15 protein-coding genes are annotated in these 20,409 nt (G+C 45.4%); 11 read left to right on the forward strand and 4 right to left on the reverse strand.

Annotated elements, in window-relative coordinates:
- Positions 1–41 precede the first annotated feature (41 nt).
- On the reverse strand, positions 42–1,553 hold the full coding sequence (locus NBH01_RS07330; protein ID WP_225679015.1) for an NAD(P)H-hydrate dehydratase: 1,512 nt from the start codon (positions 1,551–1,553) through the stop codon (positions 42–44).
- A 661-nt stretch (positions 1,554–2,214) separates the two neighbouring features.
- Here NBH01_RS07330 and NBH01_RS07335 point away from each other — a divergent pair.
- The 8 genes from NBH01_RS07335 to NBH01_RS07370 all read left to right on the forward strand — a co-directional run bounded on the left by NBH01_RS07335 (position 2,215) and on the right by NBH01_RS07370 (position 8,700).
- Positions 2,215–2,439 (forward strand): winged helix-turn-helix domain-containing protein, encoded by a 225-nt coding sequence (locus NBH01_RS07335; RefSeq protein ID WP_008760053.1) that lies wholly within the window; start codon positions 2,215–2,217, stop codon positions 2,437–2,439.
- A gap of 192 nt (positions 2,440–2,631) precedes the next feature.
- On the forward strand, positions 2,632–4,176 hold the full coding sequence (locus NBH01_RS07340) for a peptide MFS transporter (protein ID WP_225679014.1): 1,545 nt from the start codon (positions 2,632–2,634) through the stop codon (positions 4,174–4,176).
- A 41-nt stretch (positions 4,177–4,217) separates the two neighbouring features.
- A complete protein-coding gene (gene hpt / locus NBH01_RS07345; protein ID WP_008760055.1) occupies positions 4,218–4,754 on the forward strand; it encodes a hypoxanthine phosphoribosyltransferase in 537 nt (178 codons plus the stop codon).
- A 33-nt stretch (positions 4,755–4,787) separates the two neighbouring features.
- Complete coding sequence (locus NBH01_RS07350; protein WP_008760056.1) at positions 4,788–5,357, forward strand: adenylate kinase; 570 nt, start codon at positions 4,788–4,790, stop codon at positions 5,355–5,357.
- Between the two features lie 12 nt (positions 5,358–5,369).
- Positions 5,370–6,536 carry a GTPase ObgE gene (gene obgE, locus NBH01_RS07355; protein WP_008764545.1) on the forward strand — a complete coding sequence of 389 codons (1,167 nt, stop codon included), beginning with the start codon at positions 5,370–5,372 and terminating at the stop codon, positions 6,534–6,536.
- Positions 6,533–7,345, forward strand: a complete 813-nt coding sequence (gene pgeF / locus NBH01_RS07360) for a peptidoglycan editing factor PgeF (protein WP_225679013.1) — start codon at positions 6,533–6,535, stop codon at positions 7,343–7,345. Before obgE ends, pgeF begins: the two co-directional genes overlap by 4 nt.
- Positions 7,346–7,384: 39 nt before the next feature.
- A complete protein-coding gene (locus NBH01_RS07365; protein WP_008764547.1) occupies positions 7,385–8,050 on the forward strand; it encodes a B3/B4 domain-containing protein in 666 nt (221 codons plus the stop codon).
- Positions 8,051–8,061: 11 nt separating this feature from the next.
- The gene (locus tag NBH01_RS07370; RefSeq protein ID WP_008760060.1) at positions 8,062–8,700 is read left to right on the forward strand and encodes a M23 family metallopeptidase; all 639 of its coding nucleotides are present in this window, start codon (positions 8,062–8,064) and stop codon (positions 8,698–8,700) included.
- 265 nt (positions 8,701–8,965) lie between these two features.
- Here the strand turns inward: NBH01_RS07370 and NBH01_RS07375 are convergent, their stop codons facing one another.
- The gene (locus NBH01_RS07375; protein WP_011109236.1) at positions 8,966–10,606 is read right to left on the reverse strand and encodes a beta-N-acetylhexosaminidase; all 1,641 of its coding nucleotides are present in this window, start codon (positions 10,604–10,606) and stop codon (positions 8,966–8,968) included.
- A gap of 205 nt (positions 10,607–10,811) precedes the next feature.
- Here NBH01_RS07375 and NBH01_RS07380 point away from each other — a divergent pair, with 205 nt between their 5' ends.
- Positions 10,812–13,025: a beta-N-acetylglucosaminidase gene (locus tag NBH01_RS07380; protein WP_225679012.1), complete on the forward strand. Its 2,214-nt coding sequence runs from the start codon at positions 10,812–10,814 to the stop codon at positions 13,023–13,025.
- A 94-nt stretch (positions 13,026–13,119) separates the two neighbouring features.
- On the opposite strand, the gene NBH01_RS07385 is transcribed toward NBH01_RS07380, so the two are convergent.
- Entirely contained in the window at positions 13,120–14,007 is an 888-nt protein-coding gene (locus NBH01_RS07385; RefSeq protein WP_008760063.1) for an AraC family transcriptional regulator, read from the reverse strand.
- A gap of 162 nt (positions 14,008–14,169) precedes the next feature.
- On the opposite strand from NBH01_RS07385, the gene NBH01_RS07390 reads away from it, so the two are divergent.
- A complete protein-coding gene (locus tag NBH01_RS07390; RefSeq protein ID WP_074856445.1) occupies positions 14,170–15,552 on the forward strand; it encodes a sugar porter family MFS transporter in 1,383 nt (460 codons plus the stop codon).
- A 21-nt stretch (positions 15,553–15,573) separates the two neighbouring features.
- The gene (locus NBH01_RS07395; protein ID WP_195381200.1) at positions 15,574–18,855 is read left to right on the forward strand and encodes a DUF5107 domain-containing protein; all 3,282 of its coding nucleotides are present in this window, start codon (positions 15,574–15,576) and stop codon (positions 18,853–18,855) included.
- Between the two features lie 72 nt (positions 18,856–18,927).
- Here the strand turns inward: NBH01_RS07395 and NBH01_RS07400 are convergent, their stop codons facing one another.
- The gene (locus NBH01_RS07400) at positions 18,928–20,079 is read right to left on the reverse strand and encodes a lactonase family protein (protein WP_061474407.1); all 1,152 of its coding nucleotides are present in this window, start codon (positions 20,077–20,079) and stop codon (positions 18,928–18,930) included.
- Between the last annotated feature and the right edge of the window lie 330 nt (positions 20,080–20,409).

The following is a 20,409-nucleotide window of genomic DNA, read 5'->3' on the forward strand; positions in this document are numbered from 1 at the left end:
AAGTTAATGAAGTTATTGAATAAACCGTAAGTTCTTAACTTTTATTCGCTTACAAGTCGCCATGCCGTCGGCAGACAGGTCACGATATCACTTGCGATTAATCCGATCATGCCCTGTTTTTTCTGGGCGATGTCTCCGGCCAATCCGTGAATGTAAGTACCGATCTTTGCGGCATCCTCGGCAGGATAGCCTTGCGCAAGGAGTGCAAGGATTACTCCTGTCAGTACATCTCCGCTGCCTCCTGTTGCCATACCGGGATTACCGGTCTGGTTGAAGTAACATTTGCCTTCGGGGGTGATAATGGCGGAATAAGCTCCCTTCAGAATGATATGTACTTTGGCAGTGTGAGCCAGTTCGCAGGCTTTCATCAGTCGTTCGTATGAGTCCTGACATTTGCCGACCAGACGTTCCAGTTCTTTCGGGTGAGGGGTGAGGATGGAACCTTTCGGCAGATGGGTGAGCGTATGTCGGTGATTGGCCAGAATATTGAGCGCGTCGGCATCCACTACGGTCGGAGTCTGACAATGTTCCAGTTGTTCTATCAAGGCAGCTTCCGTTTCCTCGCTGCGACCGAGTCCCGGACCGATGCCGACAGCTTGATAATCGTCCGTATCGGTAGGTACGGCAAAGCATGTTTCGCTGACATCTGTTTCTACCATGGCTTCGGGGGCGGACGTTTGCAGAATATCGTTGTTGCATAACGGCGCGTGTACGGTCAGCAGACCTACTCCCGAGCGCAGACAGGCACGGGCGGCCAGTACCGATGCACCTGCCATTCCTTTCGAACCGGCTATCAGCAGGGCATGTCCGAAGTTTCCTTTATGGGCGAATTGCTGGCGTGGCTTGATCAGCGAACGGATTTCTTCGATTTCCAGCATTTCGTAGTTTGTTTCAGTCTCTTCGATTCCTTCTTCGCTCAGCTGGATGTCCAATAATTCCCATTCGCCAACAAATTCTGTATTTTCGGCAAAGAGGAAGGCCAGTTTAGGAAGTTGCAGGCTGAAAGTGACATCCGCACGGATAATATTGCTTTTTACATTGAATGTATTTTCTTCTCCCATCAGCCCGGAAGGGATGTCGATGGAGACTACCATGGCGGGAGAGGCATTGATATATTTCACAACGGCAGCGAATCCTCCGCTCAATGGTTTGTTGAGTCCGGAACCGAATAATCCGTCGATCACGAGATGCTCCGATGTCAGTGTGGGAGGTACGAACTGGGTGCTGATTTCATGGAAAGTTACTTCTTCCATCATCTCTACCAGTTCTTTGTTGGTCTGGCAGTCGGGCGAAAGTTCGCCTTTCGTGTTGAAGAGATATACTTCGATCTTGTATCCTTTTTCCGCCATCATGCGGGCGACGGCGAGGGCGTCTCCGCCATTATTGCCCGGTCCGGCAAAGATGGTGACAGGTGTTTCCGGATTCCATCTGTTGGTGATGGCTTTAGTCAGCGCCTGTGCGGCACGCTCCATTAAATCTATGGATGCAATCGGTTCATGTTCAATGGTATAGGCATCTAACTTCTTAATGCTGCTGCTTGGAAATATTTTCATTGCGATATTCTTTTAGTTTTCGACGCACAAACTTACACAAAAACTCTGAATTAATCCTTTATTCCGGTTGGTTTTCGGCTTTAGATAAAGTGGCAAATTGAAAAATGCAGGGGAAATCAGAAGTTATCTTGGGGTGGCTTTGTCCTGTCTGTCTGTGATTCCTCAGTTGGGGGGCGGATATTTCTCTGCAAAGGTACGGGCATTCTTCAGATAAGATGCGGAGACTTTTCGGCTAAGATGCAGGCATTCTTCTCTTAAAGTGCCTTTTTCTTTAGTTGCTCACGGCCGTGACAAGACTTCGCCACGACCGTGAGCAATGCTAATCACGGTCGTGAACAATGCTTGTCACGACCGTGGTCAGTTAATGATATCGGTGCTTTGATGTAACTATTCTACTGCTTTCTCCTTAATCTTCCGATACTTTGAGAGATAGTTACGCCTTCTCCGGCCTGCTATAGAACTGCTTCCTTTATGAGTGTCTTCGGCGTTTGGAATAAAGCTGTCAGTAGATATGGTACAATATAAACAGCTAATGCCTTGATTATTTGCTTTTTTCGAAAAAAATGATATCTTTGTAGTGCAGTAATGTGCTTTACGTTATTCTCCTGTGCTCACAATGTTTAGATTATAAATATAAATTGTTTAATCTTCTAAAGTTTGCATGATGGAAAAGAAAAGAATTGGCTCAAATGCCGGGAAAGTATGGCGCATCTTAAATGAAAAGGGCGAACAGTCTATGTTCACCTTGTGCCATGAGTTAGGTTTGACGTTCGAGGATGTAGCGATTGCTATCGGCTGGTTGGCAAGGGAAAATAAAATCCTGCTTAGAAAAAAAGAAGGAATGCTCTATGCCAGTATTGAGAATGTTGAATTTACTTTTGGATAAATGGCGACTGACCCACATTTAAGGGGAATATCCACTTGATTATTTACACTGTTGAAAACATAATAAGGTGGGTAACTGAGACTTCTTGCACGCCATCCTGTATTTTTCTATTCCATAAGAATCTTCTTTTTTGAGGCATTTAATCTACTTTTTAGTACCTTTGCACCCCATAAACTACTAAACACATAATTCATGAGTTCATTGAAAGGGCACCCGAAAGGCCTTTACCTAATTTTCGCAACGAGCACGGCAGAACGTTTCAGTTACTACGGTATGCGTGCCATCTTTATCCTCTTTCTGACGCAGGCATTGCTTTTTGATAAAGAAGCGGCAGCCTCTATCTACGGTAGCTACACCGGACTGGTCTATCTGACTCCGTTGATCGGCGGATACATTGCCGATAAATATTGGGGCATCCGTCGTTCGGTGTTTTGGGGAGCGGTGATGATGGCAGTCGGTCAGTTCCTGATGTTTATGAGTGCCTCTTCACTAAACAATACAGACCTTGCCCACTGGATGATGTATGGTGGGCTCGGATTCATGATTTTAGGTAACGGTTGCTTTAAGCCTACCGTTTCTTCGCTTGTCGGGCAATTATATGAACCGGGGGATAAACGGTTGGATGCTGCATACACCATTTTCTATATGGGTGTTAATGTCGGTTCTTTCGCTGCTCCTTTGATTTGCGGTTTCTTGGGAGACACAGGTAATCCGCAGGACTTTAAATGGGGATTCCTCGCATCCGGAATCATGACGCTGTTCACTGTTGTCCTCTTTGAAACTCAGAAGAATAAATACCTTTTCTCTCCTTCCGGTGAACCGATTGGTATCGTCCCCGATGCCAGACGTGAAAAAAAGGGGGATAAAGCCGAACATATTTCACATCCGAAGATGGACAAACGTACCAAAGTACGTAATATCATCATCATTACTGCCCTTACAGTTGCCTTAATAGCCTTTTTTAGCTATGCCTTTAGCGATGACTGGATTAGTGTGGGTATCTTTACGGCTTGTATTGTCTTTCCAGTGCTCATTCTGCTGGATGGTTCATTGACCAAAGTAGAACGTAGCCGTATTTTCGTAATCTATATCGTAGCTTTCTTCGTCATTTTCTTCTGGGCAGCTTACGAGCAGGCAGGAGCTTCTCTGACATTATTCGCTTCCGAACAGACTGACCGCAGCATTTTCGGCTGGGAGATGCCGGCTTCGTGGTTCCAGTCATTCAATCCGCTTTTTGTAGTGATCCTTGCCTATATTATGCCCGGTATATGGAGCTTTCTGAATAAGCGAAACATGGAACCGGCTTCCCCTACCAAGCAGGCAATCGGTCTGTTGCTGCTTTCTCTTGGTTATCTCTTCATCTGTTTTGGAGTGAAAGATGCTATTCCGGGAGTAAAGGTGAGCATGATCTGGCTGACAGGACTTTATTTTATTCATACAATGGGAGAAATCGCTCTGTCACCTATCGGGCTTTCTATGGTTAATAAGTTGAGTCCGTTACGTTTCGCCTCCTTGATGATGGGGATCTGGTATCTTTCTACCGCCACCGCAAATAAATTTGCAGGTATGCTGAGCGGTCTCTATCCCGAAGACGGAAAAGTGAAATCAATCCTTGGTTATCAGATTGCTACCATGTACGACTTCTTCATGCTGTTCGTCATTATGTCCGGTGTTGCCTCACTGATTCTGTTCCTTCTCTCGAAGAAATTACAGAAGATGATGCACGGGGTAGAATAAAAAATTGTATTTTTGCGACAACTTTTTTAAAATGACTGGTTATGGATACCATACAGATAAAAGACAAGCAATTTACTGTTTCCATTAAGGAACAGGATATTCAAAAAGAAGTGATTCGCGTAGCGAACGAAATCAATCGTGATTTGGCAGGTAAGAATCCGCTCTTCCTCAGTGTGTTGAACGGCTCGTTCATGTTTACCGCCGACTTGCTGAAGCATATTACGATTCCGTGCGAAATTTCATTCGTGAAGTTGGCATCTTATCAGGGGGTGACTTCCACCGGAGTAATTAAAGAAGTGATCGGGCTGAATGAAGACATTGCCGGACGTACGGTAGTGATCGTAGAAGATATTGTAGATACCGGACTGACGATGCAGCGTCTGCTGGATACACTGGGCACACGCAACCCCGAAGCGATTCATATCGCCTCTTTGCTGGTGAAACCGGAAAAGCTGAAGGTCAATCTGAACATAGAATACGTAGCGATGGAAATACCGAATGATTTTATCGTTGGCTACGGATTGGATTATGATGGTTTCGGACGCAATTATCCCGATATTTATACTGTAGTAGATTAAATTCAAATACAAATTAATTTTTAGGTTAAAAAGATGTTGAACATTGTAATTTTCGGTGCTCCGGGTTCAGGAAAAGGAACGCAGAGCGAACGTATTGTAGAAAAGTATGGAATCAACCACATCTCGACAGGAGATGTATTGCGTGCAGAAATCAAGAACGGCACGGAACTGGGCAAAACTGCTAAAGGTTACATCGACCAGGGGCAGTTGATTCCGGATGAATTGATGATTGATATTCTGGCAAGCGTATTCGATAGCTTCAAAGACAGCAAAGGTGTAATTTTCGACGGTTTCCCAAGAACAATTGCACAGGCGGAAGCATTAAAGAAGATGTTGGCGGAAAGAGGACAGGATGTTTCTGTAATGTTGGATCTCGAAGTTCCGGAAGATGAACTGATGGTACGTCTGATCAAACGTGGCAAAGACTCCGGTCGTGCCGACGACAACGAAGAAACAATCAAAAAACGTCTGCATGTATATCATTCACAGACATCTCCGCTGATCGACTGGTACAAGAACGAAAAGAAATACCAGCACATCAACGGTCTGGGTACTATGGATGGTATCTTCGCTGATATCTGCGAAGCGGTAGACAAATTATAATAAATAAAAAATATGGCTGAATCGAATTTTGTTGATTACGTAAAGATATACTGTCGCTCAGGCAAGGGCGGAAGAGGCTCTACGCACATGAGGCGCGAGAAATATTGTCCTAACGGAGGTCCCGATGGGGGCGATGGTGGAAGAGGAGGCCATATTATCTTGCGCGGTAACCGTAATTACTGGACATTGCTTCACTTGAAGTATGACCGTCATGCGATGGCAGGTCATGGCGAATCGGGCAGCAAGAACCGTAGTTTCGGAAAAGACGGTGCGGATAAAGTGATCGAAGTACCCTGCGGAACGGTAGTGTATAACGCCGAAACCGGAGAATACCTTTGCGATGTGACGGACGACGGACAGGAAGTGATCTTGCTGAAAGGCGGTCGTGGCGGTCAGGGAAACAGTCATTTCAAGACGGCTACCCGTCAGGCTCCGCGTTTTGCGCAGCCGGGCGAACCGATGCAGGAAATGACGGTGATCATGGAGCTGAAACTGTTGGCAGATGTAGGACTGGTAGGTTTCCCGAATGCGGGAAAGTCTACGTTACTTTCTGCCATTTCGGCTGCGAAACCGAAGATTGCCGATTACCCGTTTACGACACTCGAACCGAATTTGGGAATTGTTTCCTATCGCGATGGAAAGTCATTCGTGATGGCGGACATACCGGGTATCATCGAGGGAGCCAGTCAGGGAAAAGGATTGGGACTGCGGTTTCTGCGTCATATCGAGCGTAACTCGTTGCTGTTGTTCATGGTTCCGGCGGATAGCGATGATATCCGCAAGGAGTATGAAGTATTGCTGAATGAGTTGCGTACGTTCAATCCCGAAATGCTGGACAAACAACGTGTGCTGGCTATCACGAAGAGCGATATGCTCGATCAGGAGCTGATGGACGAGATTGAACCGACATTGCCCGAGGGTGTTCCGCATATATTCATTTCTTCTGTTTCCGGTTTGGGAATCTCAGTGTTGAAAGACATTCTGTGGGAGGAACTGAACAAGGAAAGTAATAAGATAGAAGACATTGTTCACCGTCCGAAAGACGTGACCCGTCTGCAGCAGGAACTCAAGGACATGGGCGAGGATGAAGAACTCGACTATGAATATGAGGAAGACGCTGACGACGACGATGATGATCTCGACTACGAATACGAAGAAGAGGATTGGGAAGAAAAATGATTTCAATCACAAGAGATAAAAGAATGTTGGGGTATGAGTCGTTAAGCTCATACTCCAACATTTCTCATTTTGTAACTACCCGGCAGGGAGGATGCAGCGAGGGAAATTATGCGTCATTCAACTGTACGCCTTACAGTGGAGACGAGGCGGAAAAGGTCCGGCGGAATCAGACGCTTCTGATGGAAGGAATGTCGCAGATACCCGAAGAACTGGTGATTCCTGTGCAGACTCATGAGACGAATTGCCTGCTGATCGGGGATGCTTATTTATCGGCTTCGTCTCAACAACGACAGGAGATGCTGCACGGAGTGGATGCTTTGATTACCCGCGAGCCGGGATATTGTCTTTGTATTTCTACTGCGGATTGTGTTCCTGTGTTGATATATGATAAGAAACATAGTGCCATAGCTGCCATTCATTCCGGATGGAGAGGGACGGTAGCATACATCGTGCGTGATACTTTGTTGCGGATGGAAAAGGAGTTTGGCACAAGTGGAGAAGATGTAGTTGCCTGTATCGGTCCGAGTATCTCATTGGCTTCTTTTGAAGTGGGTGAGGAAGTGTACGAAGCATTTCAGAAGAATGGTTTTGATATGCCTCGTATTTCTATCAGGAAAGAGGAAACCGGAAAACATCATATCGACTTGTGGGAAGCGAACCGGATGCAAATCCTTGCTTTCGGTGTGCCGTCCGGCCAGGTGGAGCTTGCCCGGATATGTACGTATATTCATCACGACGAGTTTTTCTCGGCAAGGCGTTTGGGCATTAAGTCCGGACGGATTCTGTCGGGGATCATGATTCATAAATAATAGACTTGAACGTAAGTTGATATAAACTTGAATAGAAGTATGTTTGAAATAAAAGTATCTCAGGAAATAAAGAACGCCTGCCCTGTTTTTGCCGGAGCAGCCGTATATGCAGCAGTGAAGAATACTGCTTACTGCGATGGACTTTGGAAAGAAATAAATACTTTCACAGAAGACTTGACTACCACCACCCAAATGGCAGACATTAAGTTGCAACCTGTGATTGCTGCTACCCGTGAGGCTTATAAGCGTTGCGGAAAAGATCCGGGGCGTTATCGTCCGTCGGCAGAAGCGCTGCGCCGTCGCCTGATGCGTGGCATCCCTTTGTATCAGATTGATACTTTGGTTGACCTTATCAATCTGGTTTCTCTCCGTACCGGACATTCTATCGGTGGCTTCGATGCGGATAAGATACAGGGTAAACATCTTGAACTTGGCATTGGCAAAGCGGAAGAACCTTTCGAAGGTATCGGTCGGGGCATTTTGAACATTGAAGGATTGCCGGTGTACAGAGATTCTTTTGGAGGAATCGGGACACCGACAAGCGACCACGAACGTACGAAGATGGATGTCGGGACTACTCATATTCTCGCGATAGTCAACGGGTATAACGGAAAAGAGGGATTAAAGGAAGCTGCTGAAATGATTCAATCCTTACTGAGGGATTATGCCGGATCGGATGGCGGCGAGCTTATCTATTTTGAATAATAAAGGAATACATGAAGAACATACTTATTTTATTGACAGTCCTGCTTTTACCAACTCTTGCTTATGCGCAAAGTAAATCCTCTTTTTCTTCTATGGAGGTGAATCATGTACGGGTTGCTACTCCCGGACTTTTTGCGAAAAGCAATCATATATATCTGCATTTGGATTCTTTGCAAGAGCATGAATATGCTTTTCCCTTACCGGGAGCCAAAGTTATTTCCGCTTACGGAACTCGCGGAGGACATTCGGGAGCAGATATAAAGACGTGTGCCAAAGATACGATTCGTGCTGCTTTTGATGGAGTCGTACGTATGTCGAAGCCATATTATGCTTACGGAAATTTGGTTGTAGTCCGTCATGCGAACGGGCTGGAAACGATTTACAGTCATAACTTCAAGAATTTGGTACAGAGCGGAGATACGGTGAAAGCCGGACAACCTATCGGACTGACCGGACGTACCGGCCGTGCTACTACGGAGCATGTGCATTTTGAAACCCGCATTAACGGTCAGCATTTTAATCCGAATCTTATTTTCAATCTGAAGGAGGGCACATTACGAAAGGAATGTATTAAATGTACGAAGAATGGAAATGGGGTAGTGGTGAAGCCACAGGCGAATAATAATCGTGTGGCACAAAATAAAAAGTGAAAGAACTGAGATGGTCTGAAAAAGACGGAAGGGGATTGACTAAAAAGACAATAGTATCTCCCCTTCCCTTCGGGAAGGAGGGGTGGCTGAAAGCCGGGGTGGTAGGTAAAATAGGGTTGTCTATAATTTGCAGTGAATAAGTGGACTGCGTATTCACCTACCACCTCCCCCTGCGGGTACTCCTCCTTCCCGAAGGAGGAGAATTGAGATACTACCGACTTTTTAGTCACTCCCCAGTTATCGGCAGTCAAATGAAAGCGTTTGCTTATTTCATGATATGTTTGCCATAATTCCATCCTTTGAGGTCGTATAGCTCTGCATCCTTACGAATCCTTTCTTTAAAGTCTTCATAATTCCTTTTTTCTTGTGGTGTCCATCCGGCTTCGGCAACGGCGGCAAGACGTGGCAACATCAGGTATTCGAGAACGGAAGGTTCGGTCACCCATTCGGTCCAAAAGTTGGCTTGTACACCTTTATAATAAGGTTGCAAGGCAGCATCCACGTCTTTAAGCGGCTGATAGTTATAAACGGCCTCCACAGTTTCCGTTCCATGTCCCTGCGACATCGGTTCCGTGGGAAGTTTCGACTGTTTTCTGTTGATATAATAAGGTATTTGCGGGCTCAGTATGGTGTTCATTCCTTGCTTGGCAGCCTGTTTTGCGGCGGCATTAGCTCCGATCCATGCCATAATGGTGATGTCATTGCCAAGGATACTGGTATTTCCGTGAAGCACTTCGTTCCAGAATATAAGTTGGCGTTGTTGATCGGCAGGTTTGGTGGCAATGTAATCTTTTAGTTGTTTGTAGAAATAAATCTGCAAGTCTCTGAAGTTGGAAGAACCTATTTCACTCAGCAGCTTCTTGCATTCGTCATTCTTTTGCCATTTCCTTGTGGGGCATTCGTCACCGCCTAAATGAATATAATTGAATGGAAACAATTCAGTGAGTTCATCAATTACCTCTTTGGCAAACTGCATCGCTTTCGGGTTGGCTACGTTGATTACATCAGTAGAAATCCCTTGTTGTAGCCATACTTCATGTTTATCCCTTGGGTCGCACGCCAAGAACTCCGGATAAGCTGCAACGGCTGCCTGTGAATGTCCCGGAATGTCTATTTCGGGAATGATTTCTATAAATTTCTTCTTTGCATACGCTACGATTTCTTTGATATCTTTCTGAGTATAAAAGCCGCCATAACGCTCACCGTCTGGTTTCACGTCACCGTATGCAAGTACTTTGCTGTTTCTCCATGCGCCTGTCTCCGTCAGTTTGGGGTATTTCTTTATTTCGATTCTCCAGCCTTGATCTTCTGTCAGATGCCAGTGGAAACGATTCATTTTGTAGATGGCCATCATGTCGATTACTCGTTTTATCTCATCTTTACCGAAGAAATGTCTGCCTTCGTCCAGCATAAAACCTCTCCATTCGAAACGGGGAGCATCTTCAATCTCGACAGATGGGAGACTCCATTGTGAATGGTCGGACGTTGCTACGCCTGCCATTACGTTGCGGGGCATCAGTTGCTTTAGCGTTTGTAGCGCATAATAGAAACCTGCCGGACGGGAGGCTTCGATCCGGACTTGTTTTTTCGAGACGTTCAGCTTATAAGCTTCAGCGGGAAGTTGTGGATTCAAATCTAAGATAATCCTTGCTTTAGCTTCTTTTTGAGTAGATGAAACCTTGATGCCGGTTGCTTCTTGCAATTCCTTTTTGAATGATTCAAAGACCATACGGATGCTGTCTCCCTGATAAGGAGTGACTTTGGCTTTAAGTTGGTTGCCAAACTCAAAGCGGCCGTCTTTTACGGTAAGGTGAGCCGGTTGTGGGGTGAGAGCGATTTCTTGTGCTGTAAGCATCTCATTGCTACCGAGTAGCAATAGCAGGGGTAGAAAATGTTTGATTTTCATGGTAATTGGGGGTATTTAAATAAAAAGTATAACAGCGGACGAAGATAGAAATAATAAATCAGAAAAGTATGTCTTTATGATTATTTTGTTTGCTCTTTTTGATTTGTTTGATCTAGGTTCCTCATAAATTTGCTTAATTTGATAAATTAGTGTTTCTTTGCACCATGATATAAGTCATGATAACTAACCCCCATTATTACAACTTATGAAAAACAACAAGATTTATCTGTTGGGAGCCTGCCTCCTGTGTGCTGTTACTACCTTTGCGCAGAATGTTAGTCTGCAACCTCCTCCTCAACAACTCATTGTTCAAAACAAGACCATCGATCTGCCTGCTGTCTATCAGCTGAATGGCGGGGAAGAAGCCAATCCGCATGCTGTAAAGGTACTGAAAGAACTGCTTTCCGGTAAGCAAAGCAGCAAGAAAGGGATGCTTATTTCTATTGGTGAGAAAGGTGACAAGAGTGTGCGTAAATATAGCCGCCAGATTCCTGACCACAAAGAAGGCTATTACCTGTCTGTGAATGAGAAGGAAATCGTACTGGCCGGAAACGACGAACGAGGTACTTATTACGCTCTGCAAACTTTTGCGCAATTGCTGAAAGACGGAAAGCTGCCCGAAGTAGAAATCAAAGATTACCCTTCTGTACGGTATCGGGGAGTGGTAGAAGGGTTTTACGGAACTCCCTGGAGCCATCAGGCACGCCTCAGCCAACTGAAGTTTTACGGTAAAAACAAGATGAACACTTATATATACGGTCCGAAAGATGATCCGTATCATAGTGCTCCCAACTGGCGTTTGCCTTATCCCGACAAAGAAGCTGCCCAGTTGCAGGAATTGGTGGCGGTAGCCAATGAAAATGAAGTTGACTTTGTATGGGCGATCCATCCGGGACAGGATATCAAATGGAATCAGGAAGATCGTGATCTTCTGCTCGCTAAATTTGAGAAGATGTATCAGCTCGGTGTCCGTTCGTTCGCCGTATTCTTTGATGATATCTCCGGTGAAGGTACTAATCCGCAGAAACAAGCGGAACTACTGAACTACATTGATGAGAAATTCGCACAGGTAAAACCGGATATAAACCAACTGGTGATGTGCCCTACGGAATATAATAAAAGCTGGTCGAACCCTAATGGCAATTATCTGACTACGCTGGGCGATAAACTCAATCCTTCCATTCAGATCATGTGGACGGGAGACCGTGTCATTTCCGATATTACCCGTGACGGCATTTCATGGATTAACGAACGAATCAAGCGTCCGGCTTATATCTGGTGGAACTTCCCGGTGTCCGATTATGTGCGCGATCATCTGCTTCTCGGTCCTGTGTATGGCAACGATACTACGATTGCCAAAGAGATGTCGGGCTTTGTAACCAATCCGATGGAACATGCCGAATCGTCAAAGATAGCGATTTATAGTGTGGCAAGTTATGCCTGGAATCCTGCCAAGTATGATACATGGCAGACGTGGAAGGATGCGATCCGTACCATTCTGCCAAGTGCAGCGGAAGAACTTGAATGCTTTGCAATGCACAATTCCGACTTGGGACCTAACGGACATGGATACCGCCGCGAAGAATCTATGGATATCCAACCGGCTGCCGAACGTTTCCTGAAAGCGTTCAAAGAAGGCAAAAATTACGATAAGGCAGATTTCGAGACTCTTCAATATACGTTCGAACGTATGAAAGAATCCGCCGATATCCTGTTGATGAATACGGAGAACAAACCGTTGATTGTGGAAATCACTCCTTGGGTGCATCAGTTTAAACTGACGGCTGAAATGGGAGAAGAAGTGCTGAAGATGGTAGAAGGCCGGAATGAATCTTATTTTCTGCGGAAATACAATCATGTGAAGGCTTTGCAGCAACAGATGTTCTATATCGATCAGACGAGTAATCAGAATCCTTATCAACCGGGAGTAAAGACAGCTACGCGAGTGATAAAACCATTAATTGACCGGACTTTTGCCACAGTTGTGAAATTCTTCAATCAAAAGTTTAATGCTCATCTGGATGCCACTACCGATTATATGCCGCATAAGATGATCAGTAATGTGGAGCAGATCAAGAACCTGCCGTTGCAGGTGAAAGCGAACCGTGTGCTCATTTCTCCTGCCAATGAAGTTGTGAAATGGGCAGCAGGAAACAGTGTTGAAATAGAACTGGACGCCATCTATCCGGGAGAGAATATTCAGATAAACTTTGGTAAGGATGCTCCTTGCACATGGGGATGCCTTGAGATCTCTACGGACGGTAAGGAATGGAAAACGGTGGATCTGAAGCAGAAAGAAAGCAGATTGTCGGCCGGTTTGCAGAAAGCTCCTGTGAAGTTTGTCCGCTTCACGAATGTGAGTGATGAAGAACAGCAGGTCTATCTGCGCCAGTTTGTTCTGACTATAGAGAAGAAATAAGAATGATTATATAGGCTGACTAAAAAGTCGGAACTACCCACAATTCCCCTCCTTCCCGAAGGAGGAGAGTTGGAAGTTACCACCGACTTTTTAGTCAGCCTTTTTTTGATTTACGATATTCCCGTGGTGACATTCCCATGATCTTACTGAACAGGCGGGAAAAATAATAAGTATCTTCAATGCCTATTTTATAGCATATCTGATTTATCTTCATATCGGTGGTATCCAGCAACAGGCAGGCCTGCTGCATCTTTAGCAGATTAAAGTAAGTAAGCGGACTGTGTCCCGTTTGCTTTTTGAACAACATGGAGAAGTGCGACGGAGAATATCCGATTTGTGTCGAAATCTCTTCCAGGCTCAGATGTTTCTCCATATTCTCTTTCATGTAGTGGATGGCAACGTTCACTATTCCCTCATCTTCTGCCTCATTGGTGCCTGCATTACGATATTGCTGGACATAGCGTAATGTTCCCAGATAAAAGTGAAACATCGAAAACGCATAGCGCAGGTTCTCGTTGCTATAACCATTTTTGAGTGTATTGAATATCTCTTCAAACAGGTTGATCCGCGTACTGATGCGGGAGTGTTGTTCGGGCTGAATATCCATCGGACGGTTGGCGTCTTTGGCATAGAACGGAGCAAGAATACCTTTGAAGTGTATCCAGTAAATGGTCCATGGCGTCGATTTGTTGGAAGCGTATGAATGCGGGACTCCTGCCGGAAGAATAAAATACTGATTGGCGGAGACGGTATATTCCTGATCTCCGATCCGGTAAGATCCGGCGCCATCAATACAATAGATGAAGACATATTGATTGATGGGCTCTTTCCGTTCCCGAAAATGATGCTTGGCTTTGGGATAATATCCGATGTCAGTGATATGCAGCATGGAGGTCAGCGGGTCCTCTTCCATCTTATCAACGATGATGCGGGGTAATACTAAGGCTCTTTCCCCGGTAAATCCATCTTTTAGTTTTACCATAGTACATAATTGGTTATTCTGCGCAAATATATAATAATGTATGCGATCTGTCAAATAATACATTAAAAATAAGATTGTCCATCTTTATAAAATGAAATTCTATTTTTTGTGCTTTGGATACGCTCTATCTTTGCAACATCAATTAATCAATCTTCTAGTGGTATGAAAAGTTATAATAAAAAGTTTGTCTATTCCATTTGTTTGGTTTCTGCGATGGGCGGTCTGCTCTTTGGGTATGACTGGGTGGTAATCGGAGGAGCGAAACCTTTCTATGAACTCTATTTCGGTATTGCCGATTCGCCGACAATGCAGGGACTGGCTATGAGTGTAGCCCTGCTTGGCTGTCTGATCGGTGCTATGGTAGCCGGTATGATGGCTGACCGCTACGGCAGGAAACCTCTCTTGCTGATTTCCGCATTTATCTTTTTATCTTCCGCATACGCTACCGGTGCATTTTCCGTATTCAGCTGGTTTCTGGCAGCACGCTTTTTGGGAGGCATCGGCATCGGTATCGCTTCGGGGCTGTCTCCGATGTACATTGCCGAAGTAGCTCCTACTTCCATCCGGGGGAAACTGGTATCCCTCAATCAACTGACTATTGTATTAGGAATCCTTGGCGCACAAATAGCCAACTGGCTGATAGCCGAGCCTATACCTGCCGACTTTACGCCTGCCGATATCTGTGCTTCATGGAACGGGCAGATGGGATGGCGCTGGATGTTTTGGGGAGCAGCATTTCCGGCAGCGGTATTTTTGCTGCTAGCCTGTTTTATTCCCGAAAGTCCCCGTTGGCTGGCAATGAAAGGCAAGAGAGAGAAAGCATGGAGTGTGCTCAGCCGGATAGGAGGAAACCGCTATGCGGAGCAGGAATTTCAGATGGTGGAACAAACCTCTGCTTCCAAGTCGGAAGGAGGATTGAAATTATTGTTCAGTCGCCCGTTCCGTAAAGTACTCGTACTGGGTGTTATCGTGGCTGTGTTCCAGCAATGGTGCGGTACGAATGTGATTTTCAATTATGCACAGGAGATATTCCAGTCAGCGGGTTATTCGCTGGGTGATGTACTTTTTAATATTGTGGTGACCGGTGTAGCGAATGTGATCTTTACGTTTGTGGCTATCTATACGGTCGAACGTTTGGGGCGCCGTGCTCTGATGCTTTTGGGAGCTGGAGGACTGGCAGGTATTTATCTGGTTCTCGGTACGTGTTACTTCTTTCAGGTCAGCGGTTTCTTTATGGTAGTGCTGGTAGTGTTGGCGATAGCTTGTTATGCCATGTCTCTGGGGCCTATCACGTGGGTACTGCTTGCTGAGATATTCCCCAACCGCGTGCGTGGTGTCGCTATGGCAACCTGTACTTTCGCTTTGTGGGTCGGTAGTTTCACGCTTACCTACACATTTCCGTTGCTGAATACTGCATTGGGCAGTTACGGCACATTCTGGATTTATTCGGCTATCTGCGTCTTCGGCTTCCTTTTCTTCCTGCGTGCATTGCCTGAGACAAAAGGGAAATCGCTGGAGACATTGGAGAAAGATCTGATAAAATAAAAAGATATAATTAATAATATCATGGTAAAAGCATGGAGAGAAAAGGTTGTAATTCCTACTTATGAAGTAGGTAAACCGGAAAAGAATCCTATTTTCCTGGAGAAACGTGTCTACCAGGGCAGTAGTGGGGTAGTTTATCCTTATCCTGTCATCGAATCGATGTCCGATGAAAAAGTAGATAAGGAATACGAAGCTATCTTTATTGAAAACGAATACATCAAGGTGATGATTCTGCCCGAGTTAGGCGGTCGTGTACAAATGGCTTATGATAAGATCAGGGAACGTCATTTTATTTATTACAATCACGTGATTAAACCTGCATTAGTGGGGCTGGCAGGTCCGTGGATTTCGGGAGGCATTGAGTTTAACTGGCCTCAGCATCATCGTCCCAGTACTTATATGCCTGTAGATACGGCAATTGAAGAAAATGCTGACGGCAGCGTCACTGTATGGGTGAACGAAATGGAACGGATGTTTCATCAGAAAGGGATGGCGGGCTTCACGCTTTGTCCGGGACATGCTTTTCTCGAAATAAAAGGGGTGCTCTACAACCGCACCGAAGTGCCGCAAACCTTCCTGTGGTGGGCGAATCCTGCCGTAGCGGTGAACGACTACTATCAGAGTGTATTTCCGCCCGACATCAATGCGGTGTTCGATCATGGGAAGCGTGCCGTATCCAGCTTCCCTATAGCAACGGGTACTTATTATAAGATGGACTATTCTGCCGGAGTAGACATTTCGAACTATAAGAATATCAAAGTTCCGACTTCGTATATGGCTGTTAACTCCCGTTACAACTTTGAGGGTGGCTACGAAAACGACACTTGTGCAGGTATGCTTCATGTGGCAAATCATCATATTTCTCCGGGCAAAAAGCAATGGACATGGGGAAACGGTGATTTCGGCCGTGCATGGGACCGTAATCTGACTGACGAGGACGGACCTTACATCGAACTGATGGCTGGTGTCTATACCGAGAACCAACCGGACTTTACATGGCTGCAACCTTACGAAGAAAAGAGCTTCGTACAGTACTTCCTGCCTTACCGTGAACTAGGAGTGGTGAAGAATGCAAGCAAAGATTTGTTAATGAACATAGAACCGGAAGGTGAAAAGGAGGTACGTTTCAAGATATTCGCAACGTCTAAGCAGGTGGTTAATGTAGTGCTGAAAAGTGACGATGGAAAAGTGTATTATAGCAGGCAAGTGACCATTACTCCGGAAGAACTATTGAATGAAACGGTAGACGTAGCAGGGGAGAAGTTGAACAAACTGAATCTTGAAATCACCGCAAACGGCAAGGAACTGCTTTACTGGCATGCCGAACCGGACGAAGTAAAACCGATTCCGGATGCTGCCGAAGCTGCTTTGTTACCGGAAGAAATAAAAACAACCGAGCAACTCTATCTGACAGGTTTACATCTGGAACAATACAGACACGCCACCTATAATCCGGTAGACTATTACGAAGAAGCCTTGCGCCGTGACCCGATCGATGTACGTAGCAATAATGCACTCGGATTATGGTATATTCGTAAAGGCCGTTTCCGTAAAGCTGAACAATACTTGCTTACAGCAGTGAAGACCTTGCAGAAGCGCAACCCGAATCCGTATGATGGAGAACCTATCTATAATCTCGGACTTGCCTTGAAATATCAGGGACGCTATAATGAGGCTTACGACCGTTTCTATAAATCATGCTGGAATGCAGCCTGGCAGGATGCCGGTTATTTTGCCTGTGCTCAGATTGCTACAATGCAAGGACGTCTGGAAGACGCTTTGGACGAAGTGGACCGTTCGCTTATCCGCAACTGGCATAATCATAAAGCGCGTGCTCTGAAAACGACCATTCTCCGTCAGATGGGGAAAGCGGAAGAAGCCTTGCAAGTGATTGAAGATTCATTGGCTATTGATAAATTCAACTTCGGTTGCCGTTATGAGAAATATCTGATAACCAATGCTGCCGAAGACTTGCTTACTTTAAAAACGATGATGCGTGGCGAAGCTCACAACTATGATGAAATCGCACTCGATTATTGTGCTGCCGGTTGCTGGACAGAAGCCGCTTCTTTGTGGAATGTAGCTATCGCTGAGGGCAGTGTAACACCGATGACTTATTATTACTTGGGTTGGTGTCTTGTTCAGGGTAAGTTATCCGGTGCGGAACAGGCATTTGCCGATGCTGCCGGTGCTTGTCCGGACTATTGTTTCCCTAACCGCTTGGAAGCCATTCTTGCTTTGCAATGTGCTATGGAACAAAACCCGAATGATGCGAAAGCACCTTATTATCTGGGTAATTTGTACTACGACAAACGTCAGTACGATTTGGCACTCGAAGCATGGGAAACTTCCGCCGGACTGGACGACAAGTTCCCTACGATATGGCGTAATCTGGCTTTGGCTAACTTTAACAAAAAGGATGAAGAAGCAACAGCCATCGAATATATGGAACGTGCTTTCCAACTCGATACGACCGATGCACGTGTGTTGATGGAATTGGATCAGCTCTATAAACGTGTCCGTCGTCCGCATTCCGAACGTCTGGCGTTCTTGCAGCAATACCCCGAATTGATAGCGCAACGTGACGACCTCGTACTGGAAGAGATAACTTTGCTGAATCAGACAGGCGAGTATGAAAAGGCTAAAACGTTACTTGATGCGCATATCTTCCATCCGTGGGAAGGCGGCGAAGGAAAAGTACCGGGACAATATCAGTTTGCCCGTGTGGAACTGGCGAAGAAAGCACTTGAAGCCGGGAATTACAGTGAAGCTGTCTCGTTGCTGGCAGAGTGTCTTGAATATCCGCATCACTTGGGTGAAGGTAAGTTGCACGGTGCACAGGAAAATGATTTCTATTATTTCATGGGTTGCGCTTATGAAGGTCTGGGGCAGAATGACAAAGCGGTGGAATGCTGGGAACAAGCGATTGTCGGTCCTACCGAACCGGCTGCTGCCATGTACTACAATGATGCAAAACCGGATAAGATTTTCTATCAGGGACTGGCTTTGTTGAAACTGAACCGCATGGATGAGGCTAACGGACGCTTCCATAAACTGACAACTTACGGAGAGAAACATCTTTTTGACAAGGTTAAAATGGATTATTTTGCAGTGTCACTACCCGATTTGTTAATATGGGAAGATGACCTGACCATACGAAACGTCATTCACTGCAAATATATGATGGCATTGGGTTATTGGGGATTGAACGAAAAAGAGAAATCCGTTCGGTTGCTGAGTGAGGTAGAAAGATTGGATATCAATCATCAGGGTATTCAGGCTTTTCGTAGTCTGATTGGGTAGGAAGTATTGGTTCTTGGTTAGGACCGGCGTACTCTTGTTTCAGTCCGGTGCTAACCAAGTACTTCTTCCTGTTTATGGTACAAACTTAATGCAGACAGGCTTGTCCACCTTTATATCTTTACGTATATCCGTCAGTAATCCTGTATCCGTATCCCTTTCATAAACCTGTATCACATTACTATCCCGACAAGCCACCAGCAAATACTTGCCGTTAGGCGTGATAATGAAATTGCGCGGGTGAATGCCTGTCAGTTGATAACCGACTTTCGTCAGCATACCGTTTTCCGGATGGATACTGAAGATCGCCAGCCCGTCAGCCTTTAGCCGGTTACTTGCATACAGGAATTTGCCGTCCGGGCTGATATGAATATCACCACTTCCTTTGGCTCCCACAGTGTCGGCAGCAATGGTCTGAATTTCTTTTAACTCTCCGTCGTTATATTCAAACGCAATGACTGTTCCCGATAGTTCATTGATGAGATACGCATAGCTTCCATTCGGTGCAAATGTCAGATGGCGGGGACCCGAACCGGCTTCTACTTTATAAGAGGCGGGACTTCCTTCTTTCAGAAAAACATCTTCATTGTCTGCCTTTGCATTCGGATTAACAATAAATTTGTGTATCTGGTCCGTGCCCAGATCGTCTGCAAATAAGTATTTGCCATCCGGCGTGATGCGGACACAATGCAGATGCGGTTTCTCCTGACGTTCCTTGTCGGCTCCCGACCCTTTGAACTTCACCACCTCAGAAGCGGGGAGAAGTGCCCCGTCCTTATCGATCGGGAAGACAGAAATGCTTCCTCCACTGTAATTGGCAGTAACCACATTACTTCCGTTGGTAATGATGTAGCAAGGATCTTCGCCTCCGGTTTTCTGCGTATTCAGCAGTCGGAAAGTTCCTTCCTCCTTATTGAAAGCAAACGCATTGGCAGCAGCTTGTTCGTTGCTGAATTCGCTGACTGCATAGATGAATTTGCCGTCGGCAGAAGGTACGAGATAAGATGGGTTTTCCACTTCCGCTTCACTGAGTGCGGTTGCGGTTCCGTTTTCTTCATTGAATCGGAAACTATAGAGACCTTTACTGTCTCCCGAAGTGTAAGTACCGACAATCATTGTCAGTTCCTGTTCTGCTTCATGGGAGCCTTCGGTCCGGGAAGCCTTTTTTGATGTACAACTAGATGTGAACATACCGATAATACAGATGGTTGCAAAAGTTTTTAGCATATATAGGTTCTTTTTGTTAGATAGCAACTTCCTTAGTCTATACTAATGTCTTGTATAATAGATGATTGCAGTTTCCTTGTCGTTCCCTTACGAGGACACGATGGTTTCCCGGCGAGGAAACGGTCGTTTCTCTACGAGGAAACTGTCGTTTCTTTACTTGAAACGGAAATCTCCCTTACCTGTCCCAGTTATACTCTACTATATAACTGTACTTCCCTAATAATGGTTGACTTGTTTATCTCTAATAGCTGCTATGTGTTGACTAGAAATATTACTAACCCTGGCAGCTGTTTACTTTATTATTTATTATTCCTGCCTCCGGTTTACTTA

It is taken from the genome of Bacteroides sp. B1-V-101 (assembly GCF_023656585.1).
In the GTDB taxonomy this organism is placed as follows: Bacteria; Bacteroidota; Bacteroidia; order Bacteroidales; family Bacteroidaceae; genus Bacteroides; species Bacteroides thetaiotaomicron.